18 protein-coding genes are annotated in these 22,401 nt (G+C 72.8%); 13 read left to right on the top strand and 5 right to left on the bottom strand.

Annotated features, from left to right (window positions below):
• Positions 1-148 precede the first annotated feature (148 nt).
• Positions 149-778: a GtrA family protein gene (locus AB0K08_RS05355; RefSeq protein WP_363352423.1), complete on the top strand. Its 630-nt coding sequence runs from the start codon at positions 149-151 to the stop codon at positions 776-778.
• Here AB0K08_RS05355 and AB0K08_RS05350 read toward each other — a convergent pair.
• Positions 775-1,611 (bottom strand): TIGR03089 family protein, encoded by an 837-nt coding sequence (locus AB0K08_RS05350; protein WP_363352421.1) that lies wholly within the window; start codon positions 1,609-1,611, stop codon positions 775-777. The genes AB0K08_RS05355 and AB0K08_RS05350 overlap by 4 nt on opposite strands.
• A gap of 376 nt (positions 1,612-1,987) precedes the next feature.
• On the opposite strand from AB0K08_RS05350, the gene AB0K08_RS05345 reads away from it, so the two are divergent.
• From AB0K08_RS05345 to AB0K08_RS05335, 3 genes are all read left to right on the top strand, one after another.
• On the top strand, positions 1,988-2,587 hold the full coding sequence (locus AB0K08_RS05345) for a WhiB family transcriptional regulator (RefSeq protein WP_363352419.1): 600 nt from the start codon (positions 1,988-1,990) through the stop codon (positions 2,585-2,587).
• A gap of 74 nt (positions 2,588-2,661) precedes the next feature.
• Positions 2,662-6,132, top strand: a complete 3,471-nt coding sequence (locus AB0K08_RS05340; RefSeq protein ID WP_363352417.1) for a glycosyltransferase — start codon at positions 2,662-2,664, stop codon at positions 6,130-6,132.
• Positions 6,129-7,874 carry a DUF5719 family protein gene (locus AB0K08_RS05335; protein WP_363352415.1) on the top strand — a complete coding sequence of 582 codons (1,746 nt, stop codon included), beginning with the start codon at positions 6,129-6,131 and terminating at the stop codon, positions 7,872-7,874. Before AB0K08_RS05340 ends, AB0K08_RS05335 begins: the two co-directional genes overlap by 4 nt.
• 55 nt (positions 7,875-7,929) lie before the next feature.
• Here AB0K08_RS05335 and AB0K08_RS05330 read toward each other — a convergent pair whose 3' ends face one another.
• Positions 7,930-8,493: a metallopeptidase family protein gene (locus AB0K08_RS05330; protein WP_363352413.1), complete on the bottom strand. Its 564-nt coding sequence runs from the start codon at positions 8,491-8,493 to the stop codon at positions 7,930-7,932.
• A 158-nt stretch (positions 8,494-8,651) separates the two neighbouring features.
• Between AB0K08_RS05330 and AB0K08_RS05325 the strand changes: the two genes are divergently transcribed.
• Together AB0K08_RS05325 and ahcY are read left to right on the top strand one after the other, a co-directional pair.
• Entirely contained in the window at positions 8,652-9,077 is a 426-nt protein-coding gene (locus AB0K08_RS05325; protein ID WP_363352411.1) for a DUF3499 family protein, read from the top strand.
• Between the two features lie 61 nt (positions 9,078-9,138).
• The gene (gene ahcY, locus AB0K08_RS05320) at positions 9,139-10,692 is read left to right on the top strand and encodes an adenosylhomocysteinase (RefSeq protein WP_363352409.1); all 1,554 of its coding nucleotides are present in this window, start codon (positions 9,139-9,141) and stop codon (positions 10,690-10,692) included.
• A gap of 15 nt (positions 10,693-10,707) precedes the next feature.
• On the opposite strand, the gene AB0K08_RS05315 is transcribed toward ahcY, so the two are convergent.
• Entirely contained in the window at positions 10,708-11,511 is an 804-nt protein-coding gene (locus tag AB0K08_RS05315) for an RDD family protein (RefSeq protein WP_363352407.1), read from the bottom strand.
• A 31-nt stretch (positions 11,512-11,542) separates the two neighbouring features.
• Here AB0K08_RS05315 and AB0K08_RS05310 point away from each other — a divergent pair, with 31 nt between their 5' ends.
• Entirely contained in the window at positions 11,543-12,535 is a 993-nt protein-coding gene (locus AB0K08_RS05310; protein WP_363352576.1) for a stage II sporulation protein M, read from the top strand.
• A gap of 114 nt (positions 12,536-12,649) precedes the next feature.
• The gene (locus AB0K08_RS05305; protein WP_363352405.1) at positions 12,650-14,203 is read left to right on the top strand and encodes a TIGR01906 family membrane protein; all 1,554 of its coding nucleotides are present in this window, start codon (positions 12,650-12,652) and stop codon (positions 14,201-14,203) included.
• A 90-nt stretch (positions 14,204-14,293) separates the two neighbouring features.
• Here the strand turns inward: AB0K08_RS05305 and AB0K08_RS05300 are convergent, their stop codons facing one another.
• Entirely contained in the window at positions 14,294-16,108 is a 1,815-nt protein-coding gene (locus AB0K08_RS05300; RefSeq protein WP_363352575.1) for an AMP-dependent synthetase/ligase, read from the bottom strand.
• A gap of 43 nt (positions 16,109-16,151) precedes the next feature.
• The gene (locus AB0K08_RS05295) at positions 16,152-17,801 is read right to left on the bottom strand and encodes a phospholipid carrier-dependent glycosyltransferase (protein WP_363352403.1); all 1,650 of its coding nucleotides are present in this window, start codon (positions 17,799-17,801) and stop codon (positions 16,152-16,154) included.
• Positions 17,802-17,877: 76 nt separating this feature from the next.
• Here AB0K08_RS05295 and AB0K08_RS05290 point away from each other — a divergent pair, with 76 nt between their 5' ends.
• From AB0K08_RS05290 to AB0K08_RS05270, 5 genes are all read left to right on the top strand, one after another.
• Complete coding sequence (locus tag AB0K08_RS05290) at positions 17,878-18,540, top strand: histidine phosphatase family protein (protein WP_363352401.1); 663 nt, start codon at positions 17,878-17,880, stop codon at positions 18,538-18,540.
• A 26-nt stretch (positions 18,541-18,566) separates the two neighbouring features.
• Positions 18,567-19,421 carry a 16S rRNA (cytidine(1402)-2'-O)-methyltransferase gene (rsmI, locus tag AB0K08_RS05285; protein WP_363352399.1) on the top strand — a complete coding sequence of 285 codons (855 nt, stop codon included), beginning with the start codon at positions 18,567-18,569 and terminating at the stop codon, positions 19,419-19,421.
• A gap of 40 nt (positions 19,422-19,461) precedes the next feature.
• Positions 19,462-19,863, top strand: a complete 402-nt coding sequence (locus AB0K08_RS05280) for a VOC family protein (protein WP_363352397.1) — start codon at positions 19,462-19,464, stop codon at positions 19,861-19,863.
• A gap of 167 nt (positions 19,864-20,030) precedes the next feature.
• The gene (locus AB0K08_RS05275; RefSeq protein ID WP_363352395.1) at positions 20,031-21,524 is read left to right on the top strand and encodes an NAD-dependent succinate-semialdehyde dehydrogenase; all 1,494 of its coding nucleotides are present in this window, start codon (positions 20,031-20,033) and stop codon (positions 21,522-21,524) included.
• A 352-nt stretch (positions 21,525-21,876) separates the two neighbouring features.
• Entirely contained in the window at positions 21,877-22,401 is a 525-nt protein-coding gene (locus AB0K08_RS05270) for a DUF2399 domain-containing protein (protein WP_363352393.1), read from the top strand.

Raw genomic sequence — 22,401 nt, 5'->3', positions numbered from 1 at the left:
GAACCGCCCGGGGCCGTCCAGTTGTCAGGAAACGGGCAGAAATCCGGTCTACAGTGTGCAAAGGTATTTTCCGATTTCTGCGCCCATTTCTTTTTCGGCGCCGCACTGTTCTCGACCGTGACCATCCGTAAGGAGTCCACCAACGCCCATGATCAGCAACCTGTGGCAACGGGTCGTGGCCCTGGTCGCCATGCTCTGGCGGGAAGTCGCCAAGTTCGGCGTGGTCGGGGCGGCCGCCTTCGTGGTGGACTCCGGGATCTTCCTCTGGCTCATGCACGGGCCCATGGAGGGCAGCAACGTCAAGTCCAAGGTCGTGGCGAGCACCGTGGCCACGGTCTTCTCCTACATCGCCAACCGGTTCTGGACCTTCCGGCACCGGCGGCAGAACAACCTCATGCGCGAGTTCGTGCTGTTCGCCGTGATGAACGTCATCGGCATGGGCATCGCCGCCGCGTGCGTGTTCGTGGCGCAGTACGGCCTGGGCGTGACCTCCACCACGGGCATCTTCATCGCCGGCAGCGTGGTCGGCCTCATCCTGGGCACCATCTTCCGGTTCTTCGCCTACCGCTTCTGGGTGTTCACCGAGGAGCTCGACGCGGACCCGAGGTTCAAGGACGACCGGGAGCGCCTCACCGGAGAGCTGCCGGTCATCCGCACCGCCGACACCCCGCGCCGGCACCGCACGAAGGGTGCCGCCGGGACGGCTCCGGCCACCGGCGGGCCCGTGGCCCAGGGCTCGTCCGCCCCCTCTGCGCGTACGCCGGCCGAACCCCGCTAGACCGACGCTCCGAGCGACTCGGCCGCCACCTGCCGGTCGGTCGCCGCGCTAAACGGCGCGGTGGACTCCGGCACCAGCATCACCGGTTGGCCCAGGTCCCACGTCCGCGCCGTCGCGCGGGCCACCGCGAGGTCCAGGCGGGCACCGGCGGCGGCCGCCACCAGCCCGCGTTCCCGGACGGACAGGCGGGACGCCGTCGTGGCGGCACCCTCACGGGCCGTGAGGTCCTCCCAGGCCTCGGCGAGCGCCGGCAGCCCCTCCGGCCCGCCGGGCAGCGGCAGATGGCACTGGTCGGCCTGCATGCGCACCTCGGTGACGAAGTCCACGGCGTGCGCGGGGAGGCTGGTGCCTGCGCCCTCGGCTGAGCCCGGATCCGAGCCCGAGCCCGAGCCCGGGTCCGAGCCCGGGGCCACGGTCCACAGGTCGGCGGGGTGGTCGGCCCACCTCCCGGGCGTCCCGGTGAGGATGAGGTCGGCGTGCTGGCCGGCACCCCCGAGGCTCTCTGTCCCGCCACCGGTCTCGGTGGCGGGTCCGGCGAAGACCACCGCGACGCCGGCCCGGGCGAGACCCAGCAGGGCGGCCAGGGACATCCAGTCCAGCGGCAGGTCCACCAGGACCGTGGCGTCGGGGCCGTGTCCCTCGGCCTCGAGAAGGTTGGCGGTCTTGGCGCCCCAGTTGGCCAGCACCCGTCCGGAGAGTTCCACCCGCTGACCGCCGGCGGCGTAGTCCACCACGGCGGGCCGCGGGGACGCCGCCAGGGCGGCGAACCAGTCCGTCCGTCCGGTGCTGCGGCCTGCGCTGCCGCCGGGTAGGTTGGTGCCGAGGGTGACCATGAGGGTCCTTTCGCCGGTGGGTGCCGCGGGGTGGACCGCGGCGACGGGGCCGGACCCCACGCCGTCCCCGGCGTGTCGGCTCGGCGGCGTGTCGGTAGGTACCGGGCCGTTCCCGTCCCTCTATTCTGCCGCCCCGGCTTGACTAACCGCGAGTTACACCGGTGTAATTCACCGTGGAACGGTCATGGTGACCACGGCGCTTCCCACCGCCCACCACAGTTTCCCCGCTGCCGCCGGTGTTCCGGCGGTCAGTTGGTCCGGGCGCGCCCGGCGCCGCGGGGTGTGGTCGGAAGGCGTGTCAGGAGCCCTGCCCGATCCGCAGACACCGGAACCACCGGTGACGGGATGAACCAGCGTGAGAACGGGGAGGAATCACATGGAGAACGCCCAGCGCCTCGACGAGGTCCACGAGATCGATGCCCACCGGAACGGTGCGGCCGGCCAGCCATTGACGGATGGGCCCCATCCGGGCCGCGGCGTGCCCGCAGACTGGTTCCTGGATCCGGCCGATCCAGATGCGGCCCGCCGGCTGGAGGCCGGCACCTCCCTCGAGGAGCAGGCCACGGCCTTCCTCGCCGGTCATGACGCGGCCGAGGATTCCCCGGCCACGGCCCTCGACGATGCCACGGTCACGGTCCTGCACCCCGGCAGCCCGGACCCCCGGCGTGAGGCAGACGAACGGGCGGCGGAATCGGCCGCTCAGGCCTCCGTGTGGTTGGGCCTGCCCGGCCTGGCCGACCCGCTGGACGTGGAGGGGGAGCTGGCCTGGCAGGTCGATGCCCTCTGTGCGCAGACGGACCCCGAGGCCTTCTTCCCCGAGAAGGGCGGGTCCACGCGTGACGCCAAGAAGGTCTGCGCCTCGTGCACCGTGCGCAGCGAATGCCTGGAGTACGCCCTCGGCAACGACGAGCGGTTCGGCATCTGGGGTGGCCTGTCCGAGCGTGAGAGGCGCCGGCTCCGGAAGCGGTCGGTCTGATCTCAGCTCCGGCCACCCTGCCCGCCCCCGACGCCCCGGACCACCTGGTCTCGGGCGTCACAGCCGTCCTCGTGGTGGACGAGCGGCCAGACCTGGCGGTGGAGGCCCTGGAAGCCCTCCTCGGGCAGGAGCGGCTCCCGGACCGCATCCTCGCGGTCTTCGCCGGCACCTCCGCCGCGGAGTCGACGGCGGGGACCTCAGCTGCCGAGGCCCCAGCTCACGATCAGGTCTCAGCTCACGCCGAGGTCTCAACTCATGACGAGGGCGTGGCCTCAACCCCCGGTGACGACTCCGCAGACCTCGTGCACCGCCTGGCGGCACTCGTGGACGACGCCGGCCTGCCCTTCGAGGCGCAGACCACCGCCGTCCACCAGGTCCAGATCCCCGCGGGCGGCGGCTCGGGCTGGCTGTGGTGGATCCATGACGACTCGCGTGCTGCCCCCGAGGCCCTGCAGCGGCTGATGGCGGTGGTCGAGACCTCCCCGTCCGTGACCATCGCCGGGTGCAAGCAGATCGAGTGGGGGCGCCCCCGGCACCTGATGGATGTGGGCCTGACCGTGTCCGGCGCTGCCGAACCCCTCAGCCTCGTGGAGCCGGGGGAGTTGGACCAGGGACAGTACAACGCCCGCACGGACGTCTTCGCCGTCTCCGCTCCCGGGTTGCTCATCCGCGCGGACGTCTGGACCCGGCTGGGTGGGATCGATCCCTCCGGGCCGCGGCCCGCCGCCGCGGTGGACCTGTGCTGGCGCAACCGGCTGGCCGGGCACCGCGTGGTGGTGGTGCCCGGGGCGATGATCGAACACGACGGCCGCGGCGAGGGGCTCTACGCCGGGACCTCGGCCGTGCGGGAGGCCTCGCTGTGGCTGCGGCTGAAGCATGCCCGCCCCTGGGCCGTGCCGCTGCTGTGGATCTGGGGACTGATCACCGGGATCGGTGGCTTCGCCGCCTCCCTGCTGGCGAAGGAGCCCGGCCGGGGCGGCGCCTACCTGGCCGGCTCCCTCCGGACCCTCGCCCGCGTGGTGCCGCTGACCGGATCCCGCCGCCGGGCACGGCGCACGCAGACCTCGCCCCGCTCGATCCTCACCCCGCTCAAGGCCTCCCGCTCCGCAGTGCGCCACTACCGGCGCAGTGTGGTGGACCTCGAATCCCCGGACGAGATCATCGGGGACGGCACCGGATCCACCCTGGCCCCGAGTGAGGCCACCGGCGGACATGACGACTTCGCGGCCCTGGCCACCCCGGAACGCAACTGGGTCGGCACCGGGCTGATGATCGCCCTGCTGCTGCTGGGCGGGCTGTCCCTAGTGGGCCTGAGGGAGCTGCTGGCCGCACCGGCACTGACCGGCGGATCGCTGCTGCCCGTCTCCGGCTCCCTCGCAGACCTCTGGCAGCATGCCACCGGCAGCTGGGCCCCCGCCGGGGCCGGCGCCCCCGTCCAGCCCGGGCCCTTCGGACTGGCGCTGACCGTGCTGGGACTCACCGGCCAGGGCTCGTTGGCACTGGTGTGGCTCACCATCCTGGCGATGCCGCTGGCCGCCACCGGTGCCTGGCTGGCCGCCGGGGCCGTGGCCCGGGGCCGCGGCGTCCGCCTGCTGGCGGCCCTGCTGTGGGGACTCTCCCCGGCGCTGCTGACCGCCGCGGGGACGGGCCGGCCCGGAGCGCTGCTGGTGCACCTCGCCCTGCCCTGGCTGGCCCTGGCCATCATCCGCGCGACCGGCTCCGCGGCACTGCGACGCCCCGACCCGGAGGGTGTCTCCGAGGACCTGCCCGGCGCCAGGGTGCGCCCCGGCCACCGCGGCGTGATCTCCTGGACAGCCTCCGGCTGGACGGCCCTGCTGCTCGCCGGACTCGGCGCGGCCGCCCCGCTCCTGCTGCTCTTCCTCGTCCCGGGGGTCCTGATCCTGGCGGCCCTGGTCCGCCGGCGCGGCCGGGCCCTGTGGTGGACCCCGCTGCCCGCGCTGGCCCTGCACCTGCCCGCCGTACTCTCCCACTGGACGGATCCGCGGGCCCTGCTCGGCGATCCGGGCGTCCCCCAGGCCTACGACCCCGCCCCGCTCTGGCAGCAGCTGCTCGGCTTCCCGGAGGCCTTCGCGGCCGACTCGGGGCTGCTGGCCCTGCCCTGGCTGGACTCCGCCGTGCCGGGCGGGGCCGGTTTCCCCTGGGCCCTGGTGGCGGCGCTCGTCATCGGGGTCCCGGTGCTGCTGGCCGCCCTGACCGGGGCGTTCATGACCGGCAGGATCGGGGTGCAGGCACGGATCGGACTCGGATTCTCGCTGTTCGGACTGGGTGGGACGGCGCTGGCCCCCCTGATCGCCACGTCCCTGGATGACCGCGGTCAGCTCGTGACGGTGTTCACCGGGCCGTTCACCTCCACCGTGCTGCTCGGTGTGCTGGTGGCTGCCGTGGCCGGACTGAACGGACTGCTGGGACGGCACCGCTCTGACGGCGCCCTCGGCCGCCGCATCGGCCCGCTGCGCCGCACCGGCGTGGTGGTGCTGTCCGGACTGGCCGTGTGCTCCCTCGCGCTCACCGCCACCGTGTGGGCCATCCCGCGCCTGGCACCCGGCACCGCCCTGGACCCCGCCGTCGCTCACGCACTGGAGTCCCGGACCGCGGACGGCGAGGCGGAGCCCGTCCTGTCCACCCTCGGCACCGGTTCGGTGCTGGCATCCAGCCCCGCCCGCCTCCTGCCGGCCACCGCCGCGGACCAGGGCACCAGCGCCCTGGCGGCCCGGACCGTCGTGCTGGAACGCCGAGCGGACGAGCTCCAGGTCAGCCTGGCCACCGGGGCGGGGCCCGCTCTGGACCGGCTCAGCGCCGGGTGGACCGCCCGCTCCCTCACCGGATCCCTGCGGGGCCCGACGGCGGCCACCCCCGACCGCGCGGACGAACAGCTGCGCAGCCTGGCCGCCCAGCTGGTCTCCGGCGCCAACGCGGATCCGCGGCCCACCCTCGAGGACTTCGGCGCCGGGTTCGTGGTGCTGCGCGACCCCGACGGCGGTGAGCTGGGCACGGCAGCCTCCATCGATGCCGTCCCGGGGCTGGCCCCCGTGGGGCTGACCGACTCGGGCTGGCTGTGGCGCGTGGTCCCCGAGGACGACGGCGGCATCCCGGTGGTGGGCCCCCACGACCTCGAGGACCGGATGGGATTCGCCGCCTCCCGGGTGCGGATCGAGGACGGCGCCGGCGAGACCACCCACCTGGTGGCCCGGTCCGGCGCCACCGTGGACACCGAGATCCCGGCTGCGGACCGTTCCGACGCCGCAGCGGCTGAGCCGGAACGCCGGCTGGTCCTGGCCGAGCGGGCCGACTCCGGCTGGCAGGCCACGCTGGATGGTGAACCCCTGACGGCCGCCCCCGTGGAGGGCACCGCCTGGAACCAGTCGTTCGAGCTGCCGGAGCACGGCGGCGAACTGCGGCTCTGGCACTCCTCCCCGGCCGCCTCCTGGGCCTGGTGGCTGCCCGGCATCCTGTTGGTGCTGGCCGTCCTGCTGGCGATCCCCTCGCCCACCCGCCGGACGGACAGCCGGAGGGAGGAACGATGAGCCAGGACCACGAACCCACGTCCCGGGGCCAGCGCCGGGTCCAGCGGGCCGCCGAGGCGCGGGACCAGAGGCGCCAGGCCGCACTTGAGGCCCACCAGCGGGGCATGGTCCGCAAGGCTCCCGTGACCGCGGGACTGGCCGGGGCCGGCGTCGTGCTCCTCGTGGCCGCCGCCGTGACCGCTGGGACCCTCGTCCCGCCGACTGCCCCTGAGGTGGACGGCGCCGCGGTGCCCGCCGCCCTGAACGCCGTGCCGACCCAGTCGGTGTGCGCGGGGCCGCCGCGGCTGCCCGCCGGGGCGGAGGACGGCACGGACACCCAGTTCAGCCCGGTCTCCACCTCGGCCGTCTCCCGCGTCACCTCGGTGCTGCTCTCCGACCTGGCCGGCCGGTTCCCGGGCAGCGAACTGGCCACCCTGCCGTCGGCCGAGCCGGAGGGTGGCGGCGACGGTGCAGGGGCCGGTGGCGGTGATCCGGAGGAACTGACGGCCTCGCAGCCCGAGGACGTCCAGCAGGGTGCCCCGGCCACCTCCGGCGAGGACGGCGTCCCGGTGCGGGAGGCCACGGTCCAGGACATCGGGTCCCCCGGCGGGGAGGCCGGGAGTCCGACCGCGGTCACGGTCGAGCCCATCGGCGGACAGGCCACCGGCTCCGACGCCGTGTCAGTGTATTCCGCCACCGACGGGGACCTGGCCGGCACGGAGGCCAGCTCCTGCACCGCCCCGGGCCACGACCACTGGCTGGCCGGGGCCACCACCACGGTGGGCTCCACCGCCGTGCTGGTGCTCTCGAACCCCTCGGCCTCCGCGAGCACCGTGGCCCTGTCCCTGTACGGGGGGTCGGGTCCCGTGGAGGCGCCCGGGACGTCCGGGATCGTGCTGGCGCCGGGCGAGTCACGCTCGATCGTGCTGGGCGGGCTGGCCCCGGACGAGGAGCACCTGGCCGTCCACGTCACCGCCCAGGGCGGGGCGGTGGGAGCCACGGTGCAGCAGCACCGGCTGTTCGGCATCACCCCCGGGGGCGTGGAGATCATCCAGCCGACCGCCGCCCCGGCCCAGAGCGCGGTGCTGCCGGGGCTGGTGGTCCCGTCCCGGCAGCACGGCGAGGCCGTCACCGGCCAGGACGGCTATGAGCAGGCGGGGCCCGCCGTGCTGCTGGCCGCACCGGCCGCCGGCGCCACCGCCGAGATCACCGTGAGCGGCCCGGACGGACCGGTGGAGCTTCCCGAGGGCGGCGTGGTTCAGGTGCCGGCCGGCGCCACCGTGCGCTTCCCGCTGGACGGGCTGGACCACGACGTCTACACCGTCACCGTGACGGCGGACGCGCCCCTCGTGGCCGGCGCCCGCGGGCTCTCCGGCCAGGCCGGGGGCCCGATCGACTTCTCCAGCGTCTCCGCCGTGGGCGCCCTCGGCCTGGAACGGCTGGTGGCGCGGCCTGCCGAGACCCAGGCGAACCTGGTGCTGTACTCGGGCACCGGCGGGTCCGTGGAGATCACCCCCGTCCTGCGCGACGGCAGCCTGGGGGACCCCCTGGTCCGTGAACTCGGCCCCGAGGCCACCCGCGCCGTCTCCTTCGGCGGCCTCGTGGACGCAGACGAGTCGCAGGTCGCAGGGGCCCTGGTGGAGACCACCCAGGGACAGGTGCACGCCGGGGTCGACGTCCGCGGCGAGCAGGGGATCTCCGCCTACCCGGTGGTGCCGCAGCAACAGCCGGTCTCCGGTGTGCCGGTGCGCGTGGGGTACTGAGCCCGAGGAGCTCAGGGGCTCGGTGGGGATCGGCGGGTTCTGGCCGGGACCGGTGCTACCAGTGGTAGTCCGGGTCCACCGCCTCCGGCGCCAGCCCGGTCAACTCGGCCCACTGCTCCACCACGGCCCCGTAGACCAGGTCCGGGAGCATCGCCGGGACCGGGCAACGCGCCTCGATCGGCCGCCGGTGGATGGTGATGACTGCCGTGCCCCGGGCGTCCCGCCGGGTGGACCCGGTGGGGTCGTCCACCATCTCGGCGCCCCAGACGCGCACCAGCTCCAGCCGGTGCTCCAGGTCCTCCGGGACCATGGTCGCCTCGAACCGGGCCTGTTCCACGGCGGGGCCGCAGACCTCGGCCAGCCGCGAGACCGCGGCGGCCAGGTAGCCGGCGAAGGCCTCGTTGCGGGTGTGTGCCCCGGGCAGCCCCGGCGGCAGCAGCGGCCCCCGCAGCCCCCGCCCGCGGCGGTCCCGCCGCGGTGAACGGGTGCTCCGCGGCCCGGCTGCGTCCGGCGTCCCGGCCGGCATGGACTGCGTTCCGGCCACCGCGGCCTGCATCCCGTGCCGTGCCCCGCCGCGACCCACGCCGTGCTCCACCCTCAGGGGATCGAAGGAAGTCATGCCTGGAATGCTAGTCCCCGCCGGAGCGGGTGGGTACCGGGCGCCGGACACGCGGCCCCCGGTGGGCGGTGCACGCCGAAGTGCGGTGCAGCGCGGTAGGGTGGTCTGCCGTGGGATCGATGCGACAGTGCTCCAAGACCAGCTGCCAGACTGCGGCAGTGGCAACTCTGACGTACAACTACGCCGACTCCACGGTGGTGCTCGGCCCCATGTCCCGCCTGGCGGAGCCGCACACCTATGACCTGTGCGGCAAGCACGCCCGCAACATGACCGCCCCCAAGGGCTGGGAGATGCTGCGGATCGCCCCGCCGGAGGGCGCGGTGCCGCCCGAACGTCCTGAACCCGATGACCTGCTGGCCCTGGCCCACGCCGTGCGGGAGCCGGCCCGGCGCACGGGAGCCGACCGGCCGGCGTCGGGCACCGATTCCCGGCCCGCGCCGCCCACCGCGGGACGCCGCGGCACCACGACAGACGACGGACCCCGGCCCGAGTCCACCGGCTCCGCCGGGTCCATCAACGGCGAGGCCCCGGCCCGCCCCGGCCGCCCCACGCTGCGCGTGCTGCGGGACGCCGGCGACCGCTGAGGATTTCGCCACCTGACGAATGCCCCGTGCGGTGGAGCCCGCCTGATCTAGGCTGGGGTCCATGACCCAAGAACCTGCCGTCACCTCCGCGAGCCCAGCCACCGATCCGGCGTACGCCAACCGCGTCACCGTCCCCGGCGCCACCTTCGACTTCGCCGTGCGGGACCTCTCCCTGGCCGAGGCCGGGCGCCACCAGATCCGGCTGGCGGAGCACGAGATGCCCGGGCTGATGTCCCTGCGCGAGGAGTTCGGGGAGTCCCAGCCGTTGGCCGGTGCGCGGATCGCCGGGTCGCTGCACATGACCGTGCAGACCGCCGTGTTGATCGAGACCCTCGTGGCCCTCGGCGCGGAGGTCCGCTGGGCGTCCTGCAACATCTTCTCCACGCAGGACGAGGCGGCGGCCGCCATCGTGGTGGGCCGCGGCACCCCGCAGGAGCCGGCCGGCGTGCCCGTGTTCGCCTGGAAGAACGAGACGCTGACGGACTACTGGTGGACCGCCGCCCAGATCCTGAACTGGCCCGGCGCGGACCAGGACCCCTCCCTCGGGGCGAACATGATCCTGGACGACGGCGGCGACGCCACCCTGCTGGTGCACAAGGGCGTGGAGTTCGAGGCAGCCGGTGCGGTGCCGAGCCCGACCGCGGACGACCCCGAGGAGTACCAGGTCATCCTGGAGACCCTCCGCGCCTCGCTCGCCACGGACCCGCAGCGCTGGACGCGGATCGCCGGTGAACTGCGCGGCGTCACCGAGGAGACCACCACGGGCGTGCTGCGGCTCTACCAGCTGGCCGAGACCGGCCAGCTGATGTTCCCCGCCATCAACGTCAACGACTCCGTCACCAAGTCGAAGTTCGACAACAAGTACGGCATCCGCCACTCCCTGCCGGACGGCATCATGCGCGGCACGGACGTGCTGATCGGCGGCAAGACGGCCGTGGTCTGCGGCTACGGCGATGTGGGCAAGGGGGCCGCCGAGTCGTTCCGCGGCCAGGGCGCCCGCGTGGTGGTCACCGAGGTGGACCCGATCAACGCGCTGCAGGCGGCCATGGACGGCTTCCAGGTGGTGCGCCTGGAAGAGGTGATCGACACCGGCGACATCTTCATCACCACCACCGGCGGCAAGGACATCATCATGGCCGAGGACATGGTCAGGATGAAGGACAAGGCGATCGTCGGCAACGTGGGCCACTTCGACAACGAGCTGGACATGGCCGGGCTGGCCCGGATCCACGGCGTGGTGAAGACCGAGATCAAGCCGCAGGTGCACGAGTGGACCTTCGACTCCGGGCGGCAGAACGAGCGCTCGATCATCGTGCTCTCGGAGGGGCGCCTGCTGAACCTGGGCAACGCCACCGGGCACCCGTCCTTCGTGATGAGCGCCTCCTTCACCAACCAGGTGATGGCCCAGATGGAGCTCTTCGCCCGCCACGGGTCCATCACGGGGGAGGAGTACGGCAAGCAGGTCTACGTGCTGCCGAAGGTCCTCGACGAGAAGGTGGCCCGGCTGCACCTCGGCGCCCTGAACGCGCAGCTGACGGAGCTGTCCAAGGAACAGGCCGAGTACCTGGGCGTGGACGTGGCCGGCCCCTACAAGCCGGACCACTACCGCTACTGACGGGGCGGCCCGAGGTCAGCTGAACGGCAGGGCGTGCAGGCGCTCGGCGGAGGCCTCGGACCGCTGCCGACGCCGGTCGAGCATCCGGTAGTCCCGGTTGCGCCGCTCCGCCACCACGCCCAGCAGGAAGTCCTCCAGGGTCGCCGCCGCCGGGGGGCCCGGGGCCACGAAAGGGGCCACCTGCGCGGTCAGCCGCCGCGCGGTCTGCACCCGGACGGTCGGCGGGACCGACCGGGCGTGGCGCAGGTACTGGGTCACGGAGGCCACGAGCGCGTCCGGCAGGCGGCCCACGTCCGCGACCTCGGCCCAGGAGCGCATGGACTCCGGGACCCCGGGCAGCGGCGGCGGGACCTTCTGCTGGCGCTCGATCACCACCTGGGTGCCGGCCACCATGTCCGCCAGGCGCTTGCCGCGCTCGTTCAGCATGGAGGCGATCAGCGCCACGGAGCCGAAGGACATCCACAGCTCGAAGATCCCCAGCAGCACGCGGACGAGAGCATGGCGCAGACGGATGGCGCCGCCGTCGTCCCGCACCACGCGCACCCCGAACACCAGCTTGCCCAGCGAGCGGCCGCGGCTCAGGGTCTCCACCGCCAGCGGCACGCCGGCCACCAGGCCGACCACCAGGGTCAGGACCGTGGCCTGGGCGGCCGCCGGGTCCAGCTCCTCGAGGATGGTCTGCCCCAGCACCCAGAGGACGCCGAGGAAGACCAGCACCAGGGCGATCCCGTCGATCAGGGCGCCGGCGGCCCGGATCACGAAGGAGGCCGGCCGCAATTGCAGCACCACGGCCTCACCGGTCACCACCGTTGTGCTCATGGGGATCAAGCCTACCGGTAGCCTGATGGACGTGGACCTGGACGCCTATACCTCCGTGCACCGCCCCACCTGGGAACGGCTGGACACCCTGGCGCGCACCCGCCGGCTCGACGCCGGGCAGGCGGACGAGCTGCTCGAGCTCTACGGGCGGGCCTCCACCCACCTGTCCATGGTGCAGGCGCACGACCCGGATGGGCCCCAGGCCGCCGGGCTGTCCATGACGCTGGCCCGGGCACGGAGCCGGATCACGGGCGCCCCCTCCAGCGCCGCGGCCGGCTTCTCCCGCTTCTTCCTCGACCAGCTCCCCGCCGCGTTCTACCGGATCCGCTGGCTCACCGTCCTGCTCGGGGCGGCCTTCTGCCTGGTGGCGGTCTGGTTCGGTGTCTGGGTCAACGGCGAACCGCAGGTGCTGGCCTCGCTGGGCACCGAGGAGCAGATGCGCGAGTACGCGCAGGAGCAGTTCACCGGCTACTACTCCGAGAACCCCGCGGCCTCCTTCGCCGGCCAGGTGTGGACCAACAACGCGTGGATCGCGGCCCAGGAGGTGGCCTTCGGGATCACCGGCTACTTCGTGCCCTACGTGCTGTTCGTCAACGCCCAGGGGGTGGGGATCTCCGGCGGCGTCATGGCGGCCCACGGCGAGCTGGACACGTTCTTCCTCTACATCCTCCCGCACGGCTTCATGGAGCTGACCGCCATCTTCATCGCCGGCGCCGCGGGCCTGCGGATCTTCTGGGCCTGGGTGGCCCCGGGCCAGCGCACCCGGCTGGACTCCCTGGCCGCGGAGGGCCGCTCCCTGTTCACGGTGGCCTTCGGCCTGGTGCTCGTGCTCGCGGTCTCCGGCGTGGTGGAGGGCTTCGTCACCCCCTCGGGGCTGCCGCACTGGCTCCGCCTCGGCATCGGGGCGCTGGTGCTGGCCGGCTACTGGGCCTACACGCTCGTGCTGGGCCGCCGTGCCGTGGCCCGGGGCGCCACGGGAGACCTCGAGGCGCACGACGCCGGCGCCCGCCAGTTGACCGCCTGAGCCCACCTCGGGTGCCCCGGGCGTGGCCGCAGGGGCCTCGGCGCGGCACGGCACTAGTCTCGGGTACAGACACGGCGACCCACGCGGACCCACGCGCGAGCAGAAGGCAGGACGATGGCTGGCAAGGACTTCCCCCACGACGGAGCAGACGAGCCTTTGGAGGGTACCGGTGGCCCCCGGGACGCGGATCGGCACGCCGAGGCCAGCGAGTTCGAGAGCGGACTGGACTACGGCGCCTTCATCGACGAGGACGAGCCGGACGCGGACGAGCCGGACGCGGACGGCGGCGAGCCGGCACCCACCCAGGCCACCGACGAGATCCCGGCGCCGGTGGGCTCGCACCGCGCCGGGGGGACCGGCCCCGCCGCGGCCCCCGTCACCTCGGACGCCCTGGACGGCACGCACGACGACACGCACGACGACACCCACAACGGCGTTCACAACGACGCTGACGACGCCCAGGCGACCGAGTCCATCGACCGCGCCGAGTTCGGCGGCGAGCGCGGCACCCAGTCCACGCAGTCCATCGACCGAGCCGAGCTGGATGCCTGGGCCGCCGGAGACGCCGCCGCTGCCGGGGACCGCACCACCGCCCAGGACCGCCCGGCCGCCCGGGCCCGGGGGGAGCGGGTCGGCACCGAGCCGGCGGCCGTCACCGCCACGGCCACCCCGGAAGACCAGACGTCGGACGACGGCCCCGCCACCCTGTGGGAGCCCGGCCCGACCGCCGCGTCCGGAGCCGGACTCGGAGCCGCCGGTGTGGGCGTCGGGGCCGGCGCCGCGGGCGCGGGTGCTGCTGGCACGGTGGGACCCGGCACCGCACGGGACGACTACCGGGGCTTCTCCAGCGGTGCGCAGGCCGCGGACGCCGAGGACCGGCGTCGGGACCTGCGCGATGCCGAGGCGCGCGCCCTGGCCCGTGACGAGGCGCTGGAAGGTCCCTCGGCCGGGCCCAAGGTGCTGCAGGTGCTGCTGGCGGTGTTCTTCCCGATCGTGGTGTTGATCGCCGCCGTGCGGGCCGTGGCCTCGCCGGTCTTCCTGTGGATCGAGTACCACCGCCCCGGGTTCCCGGCCGACGAGCTGGGATTCACCACCGAGGACCGGCTGACCTACGGCTCGGCGGGCATGGACTACCTGTTCAACGCCGCCCCGGCGAGGTACCTGTCCGATCTGCAGCACCAGGGCAACCAGCTGTTCACGGACTCCGAGGTCTCCCACATGGCGGACGTCAAGCTCGTCATGCTCATCACGGTGGCAGTGGGGGTGCTGCTGGCCCTGCTGTGCATCGTGTTCATGGTGGCCCTGGCCCGCACCGCCAAGGGCGGCATCCGCCGCGCGCTGTTCGCCGGTTCGCTGTGGATGCTGGTGGTGCTGATCGCGGTGGCCGTGCTGGCCGTGCTGGGTTGGGAGACGTTCTTCGCGGGCTTCCACAGCCTGTTCTTCGCGGACGGCACCTGGACCTTCCAGTCCACCGACGCCCTGATCCGGCTCTACCCGAACCAGTTCTGGATGGACGCAGGGATCGGCATCGCGGCGCTGGTGCTGGTGACGCTGATCGTCACCCTGGTCTGCACCTGGCCCACCCGCCGGCGCCGGCAGGACTCCCGGCTGGCCCAGGCGGACCTCATCCGCCGCCGCAACGACTGGTACGACGCCCAGGACGCCTGAGCCCCCCTCACAACACGAGAGCGGTAACTGTCGACTCCACCGGCGAGTCTCGACAGTTACCGCTCTCGTGTTCCGCTGTTCGGCGAGGGACTACCTGCGGTACAGCTCCTCGATGGCGCCCGCGAAGTCCTGGATGACCGTCTTGCGCTGCAGCTTCTGCGAGGGCGTCACGTGCCCGGAGGCCTCGGTGAGCTCGGTGTCCAGGATGGTGAACCTGCGGATGGACTCGGCCTGGGAGACGGACTCGTTGGCCAGGTCCACGGCCTGCTGCACGGCGGCGCGCACTCGCTCGTCCCGGCTCGCCTGGGACAGGGACATCTTCCCGATCCCGGCGGCGGAAGACCACTGGGCCAGCCCCTCCGGGTCCAGGGAGACGAGCGCGCCCACGAAGGGACGGCCCTCGCCGACCACCACCACCTGGGAGACGACGCCGGCGGACCGGACCGCCTCCTCGAGCGGGGTCGGGTAGACGTTCTTGCCACCGGCCGTGACGATGATCTCCTTCTTCCGCCCGGTGACGTAGAGGAACCCGTCCGCATCCAGCCGACCGATGTCACCGGTGCGGAAAAACCCCTCCTCGTCGAAAGCCGCCGCACTCGCCTCCGGCTGGCCGTGGTAGCCGTCGAAGATGATGGTGCCGTCGATCAGGATCTCCTGGTCCGCGGCGATCCGCACGGTGGTGCCGGGCACCGGAAGTCCCACGGAACCCACCCGGGTGTGGCCGGGGATGTTCAGGGTGGCCGGGGCGGTGGTCTCGGTCAGCCCGTAGCCCTCCTGCATCCCCAGGCCCGCCCCGCGGAAGAAGTGCGCCAGCTCCGGGTTCAGGGCGCTCGCCCCGGACACGGTGTACGTCGCGGCGCCGCCGAGGATCGCGCGGATCTTCGGGTAGACCAGCTTGTCGAACAGGGCGTGGCGGGCCTTGAGCAGCGCGCCGGGCCCGGAGCCCTCGCCACGGGCGGCGGCGTCCAGGGCCTCGGAGTACTCGATCGCGGTGGACCGGGCCGCCGTGAAGATCCTCTCGGTGCCGCCGGAGCGGGCGGCGGCGGCAGCGCCGGCGTCGAGCTTCTCGAACACCCGCGGCACGGCGAGCAGCCAGGTGGGGTGGAAGGAGGCGAGGTCCGCGGTCAGGGTCTTCAGGTCCGAGGCGTGGGCGATCTGGATGCCGCCCACCAGGCAGATGTACTGCACCGCATGGGCGAGCACGTGCGCCAGCGGCAGGAACATCAGGGTGCGCTGCTCGCCGCCGCCCACGATCTCCCGGGCGAAGGGCAGGATGTTGACGGCCCCCACGGCGAAGTTCGCGTGCGTGATCCGGGCACCCTTGGGCTTGCCGGTGGTGCCGGAGGTGTAGACCAGGGAGGCGACGTCGGCCAGCGAGTTCGCGGTGCGGGCCGCCTCGAGCGTCTCGTCCGCGACGTCCCGGCCGGCCCGGTCCAGCTCGGCCAGCCCCGCGGCGTCCAGCGGGACCGCGGAGACCTCGAGGCCGCCCTGCTCGGCGGCGCGGGCCACGGCGATGCGGTGGTTCTCGGCGGCGGTGAACACCAGCCGGGTCCCGGAGTCGGCGAGGATGTGCTCCACCTGGGAGGGGGAGGAGGTCTCGTAGACCGGGACGGAGACGGCGCCGGCGAACCAGATGGCCTGGTCCATCACGGCCCACTCGTAGGAGGTCGGCGCCATGATGCCCACCATGGACCGTGGCGTCACGCCGAGGGCGATCAGCCCCTTGGCGGCGGAGCGCACCTGCGCCAGGAACGAGGCATAGGAGACGTCCAGCCAGCCTCCGGATCCGTTGCGCACCGCGTAGGCGGGGGCGTGGGGGTGCTCGGCGGCCACGGCGAGGAACCGGTCCGTCACGTTCGTCTCGTCGGGGAGGTCTGCCACTTGATCCGTCTGGGCTTCCTGCATCATGGGACTCAGCCTATCCGGTGGGGTCCTGCCGGGACGTGACTCAGATCCAGCTGCTCATCCACATCCGCGCCCGCCACTGCTCATAGGGGATCATCTCCCCGGTCCACACGGGCATGAAGAAGGCGCTCACGGCCACGGCCACCGCCACGAAGGCCAGGACCAGCACGGTGTTGCGGCGCCGGCGGGCCGGCCCCCCGAAGCGCATCAACGCCCCGAGGCACAGGGTGATCGCGAGGATCAGGAACGGGGTGTAGGCGATCGTGTAGAAGAAGAACATGGTCCGCTCCGGCCAGAGGAACCACACGAGCTGCCCGGCGGCGTAGACCCCCAGGATCGCCCCAGCGCGCCAGTCCCGGCGGCCCAGCCAGATCAGCACGAGCGCCAGGACCGCCACCGTCCCGGCCCACCAGATGACCGGGTTCGCCAGGTCGGTGACGGCAGCCGAGCAGGTGTCCACGGGGCAGCCGTTCGCGCCGTCCTCGTAGCCCTTGTAGTAGAAGGACGTGGGCCGGCCCATGAACGGCCAGGTCCACGGGTTGGAGGCGTAGTCGTGGCCGGAGGCCAGCCCCTCGTGGAACTGGGTGGACTGCCGGTGGTAGTCGGCCAGGGAACGCAGCGGCCCCGGCACGAGGTGCTGCCACCAGGTCTCCGGGGGATGGGTGGCGTGCCACTGCCGGTTGTACCCGTTGCCGGTCACCAGCCACCCGGTCCAGGTGGCCAGATAGGTGGCCGCGCCCACGCCGACCACTGCCAGGAACGCGTACAGCCCGTCATGCGTGACCGAAGCCCGCAGCCAGTGGTGCACGCCGGCCACGCGCCGGGCGTTCGCGTCCCACAGCACCGTCATCACCCCGAGGACCGCCATGAACGCCAGCCCGGAGAGCTTCACCCCGCACGCTGCGCCGAGCAGGACCCCGGCCACCAGGCGCCAGGGGCGCCAGCCCAGCCACGGCCCGTATCTCAACAGGGACGACGGCGGCGCCCCACCGTTCCGTGCGGCCGCGGCCGCGATCCGGCGGGCCAGCAGGCGCCGTCCGTCCGCGCGGTCCAGCAGCAGGGCCCCGAAGGCGGCCAGGACGAAGAAGGAGAGGAAGATGTCCAGCAGGCCGGTGCGGGACATCACCAGGTGATGCCCCTCCACCGCCAGCAGCAGCCCGGCGACCCCGCCCAGGAACACCGAGCGGAACAGACGCTGGGCGATCAGGGCCGTCAGCAGCACGGACAGGGTGCCGGCCACCGCCGCGGAGAACCGCCAGCCCATGCCGTTGTCCGCGCCGAACACGGCCATCCCCACCGCGATCAGCCACTTGCCCAGGGGTGGGTGCACCACGTACTCGGGGGTGTCCTGCGGTTGCGGGTCGCCGGCCACGAACTGCTCGTTGTGGTCCTCCGGCCAGTTCATCTCCACCCCCGACTGCAGCAGGGTGAAGGCGTCCTTGACGTAGTAGGTCTCGTCGAAGATCAGCTGGTGGGGGTGGTCCAGGTTCAGGAAGCGGAGCAGCCCGGCCAGTACCGTGACCGCCAGCGGGACGATCCAGCCCCAGTGCCCCGGGTGGAAGCGCTCGCCGAGCAGCCGCAGCCGCAGGGCGGCGTCCGTGAAGGCATCGTGGGGGGTGCTCAGCCACCGGTCCGTCCGAAGCGGGGACCCCGGCTGCGCCGCGGGCACGGTGGAGGTGGACTGGTGCACCATGCCATCGTACGTGGCGCCCACAGCGGGGTGGGGGCGGCAAGGCGGGGCCACGGGGCAGGGCAGGGATACTGGGACCATGCGCCTCATCCTGATCCGGCACGGACAGACCCCCTCCAACGTGGGCCACTACCTCGACACCGCCGAGCCGGGCCCGGGCCTGACCGAGCTGGGGCGGGAACAGGCGCTCGCCCTGCCGCAGACGCTCGGCGGGGAGGGGATCGAGGCGATCTACGCGTCCACTCTCATCCGCACCCAGCAGACGGCCGCGCCACTGGCCCGCGTGCTGGGCCAGGAGGTCCGGATCCGCCGCGACCTGCGGGAGATCCCCGCGGGGTCGCTGGAGATGACGAATGACGAGGGCTCCATCCAGGCCTACCTCTCGGTGGTCCTCGGCTGGGCCGGGGGCGCCCCCGAGCGGGTGATGCCGGGCACTGAGCGGGACGGATTCTCGGTGCTCCGCTCCTTCGACCAGGTCGTCGAGGAGATCGCGTTCACGGGGGTCGGGGCGGCCGCCGTCGTCAGCCACGGGGCGATGATCCGTGCCTGGGCCGCCTCCCGCGCCGAGAACATCACACCCGACTTCGCGGCGCAGCACCCCGTCTCGAACACCGGTGCCGTCCTGGTGACCGGGGAGCCCGGACGCTGGTGGGCCGAACGGTGGCAGGAGCACGCCCTCGGCGGCCCCGCCGTCGCGGACGAGCACGCGGACGGTGCCGCCGCGGACACGGTGCGCCGCTGAGGACGGGCTGTGCTTGACTCGAGCCCATGGCGGATGAACTGAACCACGGCGGGCAGATCGTGCTGGCGGCCACCCCGATCGGCAACCTCTCCGACGCCTCCCAGCGCCTCAAGGACCTGCTGGCGAGCGCGGACATCGTCGCCGCCGAGGACACCCGGCGCGCGCACCACCTGGCGCAGGGGCTCGGCGTGAAGATCACCGGGACGGTGGTCAGTCACCACGAGCACAACGAGCGCGAATCCATCGCCGAGCTGCTGGCCGCCGCCCGGGGTGGGGCCGTCGTGGCGGTGATGACCGACGCCGGGATGCCGCTGGTCTCAGACCCCGGGTACCGGCTCGTCTCCACCGCCGCGGCGGAGGGCGTGGACGTGACCTGCGCCCCGGGGCCCAGCGCCGTGACCACCGCGCTCGCGCTGTCCGGCCTGCCCACGGACCGTTTCGCCTTCGAGGGGTTCCTGCCCCGCAAAGAGGGGGAGCGGGCCCGGCTGCTGGGTGAACTGGCCCGGGACGCCCGAACGCTGGTGTTCTTCGAGTCCCCGCGCCGGCTGGGCGCCTCCCTGGCCTCCCTGCGGGAAGCCTTCGGCGCCGACCGCCCGGCCTGTGTGGCCCGGGAGCTGACCAAACTGCACGAGGAGATCGCCCGTGGCTCCCTCGCAGAGCTCGTGGAGTGGGCCGCCTCGAAGGAGATGAGGGGTGAGATCGTCATCGTCACCGGGGGCGCCACCGCCGAACGAGACACGGACACGGCCGGCCAGGTGGCCGACGTCGAGGTCCTGGTGGCCTCCGGCACCCGCCTCAAGGAGGCGGTCAACACCGTGGCCGCTGCCCGCGGAGTGCCGAAACGAGAACTCTACGAGGCGGTGCTGGCCTCCCGTCAGTGAGGCCTCGGATGAGGCCCCGCGCCGGAGTACCGTGACGCGCATGACCATTGCCCGCTATCCCAGCTTCGTCATCGACTGCCCCGATCCGAAGGTCCTCGCCGAGTTCTACGCCGGGCTGCTCGGCTGGGAGGTGGTGGGAGAGCCGGCCAACGGGGCGGACTGGCTGGACATTCGCCCGGCGGACGGAAGCAACTGCATCTCCTTCCAGCAGGTGGCGGACTACCGGGCCCCGGACTGGCCGGGGCAGGAGCATCCGCAGCAGATGCACCTCGATGTGATCGTGCCGGACCTGGATGAGGCGGAGCAGGCGGTCCTGGGGCTGGGCGCCCTCAAGACCGAGCACCAGCCCGGCGAGTCCTTCCGCGTGTTCCTGGACCTGGCCGGCCACCCCTTCTGCCTGTGCCGGGCGCAGGATTCCGAGCGGGTCCCCGCATCCGGCTGACGCCCCGGGTGCCCTCCCTCCCGGAGGCAACCAGGACGCGACGACTCACAGTGACCCGCATCCGACACGGACGGTCGCGGCCACTAGTCTGGAGCGGACGGCACCGGCCCGTGCGCTGATCGTCAGCACGGGCCCGAGAGGACCGACCGACCGGAAAGAGGCATCCCATGACCGGAACCACTGTCACCGCCGAGCGCGAGCAGGAGCTGCTGCAGTCCGTCCCCACGGGGCTGCTGATCAACGGGGAGTGGCGTGATGCGTCCTCGGGCAAGACGCTGGACGTGCACGATCCGGCCACGGGCAAGGTCCTGCTGTCCATCCAGGACGGCAACTCGGACGACGCCATGGCGGCCCTGGACGCCGCCGCCGCCGTGCAGGCCGAGTGGGCGCTGACCGCCCCGCGCGAGCGCGCCGAGATCCTGCGCCGCGGCTTCGACCTCGTGACCGAGCGGGCCGAGGACTTCGCCCTGCTGATGACCCTGGAGATGGGCAAGCCGTTGGCCGAGTCCCGGGGCGAGGTCACCTACGGCGCCGAGTTCCTGCGCTGGTTCTCGGAGGAGACGGTGCGCCACTATGGGCGTTACTTCACCTCGCCCGAGGGCAAGAACAAGATGATCGTCACGCACAAGCCCGTGGGCCCGTCCCTGCTGATCACCCCGTGGAACTTCCCGCTGGCCATGGCCACCCGCAAGGTCGCCCCCGCCATCGCGGCCGGCTGCACCATGGTGCTCAAGCCCGCCAAGCTGACCCCGCTGACCTCCATGCTCTTCGCCCAGGTCATGCAGGAGGCAGGCCTGCCCGCGGGCGTGCTGAACGTCGTCGCCGGGTCCTCCGCCTCCGCCATCTCCGGCCCGCTGATGAAGGACTCACGACTGCGCAAGGTCTCCTTCACCGGCTCCACCCCGGTGGGCGTGCGCCTGATGAAGGACGCCGCCGAGAACGTGCTGCGCACCTCCATGGAGCTCGGCGGCAACGCCCCGTTCCTGGTGTTCGAAGACGCTGACCTGGACGCCGCCGTCGAGGGGGCCATGGCCGCCAAGATGCGCAACATGGGCGAGGCCTGCACCGCCGCCAACCGCTTCCTGGTCCACCAGGACGTGGCCGATCAGTTCAAGGCCAAGTTCGCCGAGGCTCTGGGCAACCTGAACCCGGCGCGCGGCACCGAGGCGGACTCCACCGTGGGCCCGATCATCGACTCCGGTGCCCGGGATGACATCCACCAGCTGGTGACGGACTCCGTGGCGGCCGGCGGCGAGGTCGTGACCGGCGGCAAGCCGAAGGACGGGGACGGCTACTTCTACATCCCGACCCTGCTCTCCGTGGGCAACGACAACCCGATCCTGTCCGAGGAGATCTTCGGCCCGGTGGCCCCCGTGACCACCTTCGCCTCCGAGGAGGAGGCCATCGAGCTGGCCAACGCTTCCCAGTACGGCCTGGCCTCGTACATCTACACGCAGGACGTGAATAAGATGTTCCGCGTCTCGGAGCAGATCGAGTTCGGCCTGGTCGGCTTCAACGCCGGCGTCATCTCCAACGCCTCCGCACCGTTCGGCGGCGTCAAGCAGTCCGGCCTGGGCCGCGAGGGCGGCGCCGAGGGCATCGAGGAGTACACCACGGTGCAGTACATCGGGATCGCCGACCCCTACGCCGCGAAGAAGTAGTCACTCGGGGCTGGCTCCGTGCCGGCCACCGCATCGAGAACACATCGAAAACACATCGAGTCGGGAGGACGCGCCGAGACGGTCACGGCCGGACCGGCGTGTCCTCCCGACTCGACAACTCGCACCGCATGATCCGGCGGCCGGGTCATAGCGTGTCGGTCGTCCGTGGAAGGATCGGGTGACATGACGGACCCTTCGATCGAGATAGCGCAGGCGGACGCGGAGGCCGTGCCGGACGGCTACGGCCCCTTCGCCTACCGTCTCCGGGGCGGAGGACAGTGCCGCGCAGGGGGTCGCCCGGCCGTCCCGGGTGGCGACGGCAGCCACCCTGGAGGCCATGCGGACCGCTCGCATGCCTGTGGTCCTGACGCTGGACCAGGTGCGTTCCGGCGGTGTGGGGCCGCTGCCGCCGGGCGGTGTCCTGCACGTCTGCGAGAACCCGACGGTCGTGGAAGTCGTGGCCGAACGCTGGGAACGAGCCGCGGACACGATTCGGAGGATGGAAACGCCCGGTACCGCCGGTCCGGTGCTGGTGTGTACCTCCGGCCAGCCGAGCACGGCGGCCGTCGAGCTGCTGGGCATCCTGTCAGCGGCCGGCGCCGAGGTGCGCTACCACGGTGACTTCGACTGGGCGGGGCTGAAGATCGCCCGGTCCCTGGGCGGGCACGTGGACTGGGTGCCATGGCGATTCACCGCGGCGGACTACCGAGCCGCCGTGCGCCAGAACCAACCCTCTCTCCAGCTGACCGGCCGCCCCGCGGAATCCCCGTGGGACCCGGGCCTGGCGGAGGCGATGGCCGAATCCGGGCTCGCCATCGAGGAAGAGGCCGTGGCTGAGCTGCTGGCGGCGGACGTGCTGGTGGATCAGGTCCGATAG

It is taken from the genome of Citricoccus sp. NPDC055426 (genome assembly GCF_040677445.1).
Classification (GTDB): Bacteria; Actinomycetota; Actinomycetes; order Actinomycetales; family Micrococcaceae; genus Citricoccus.
This window is presented reverse-complemented; position numbering and strand designations above follow the sequence as displayed.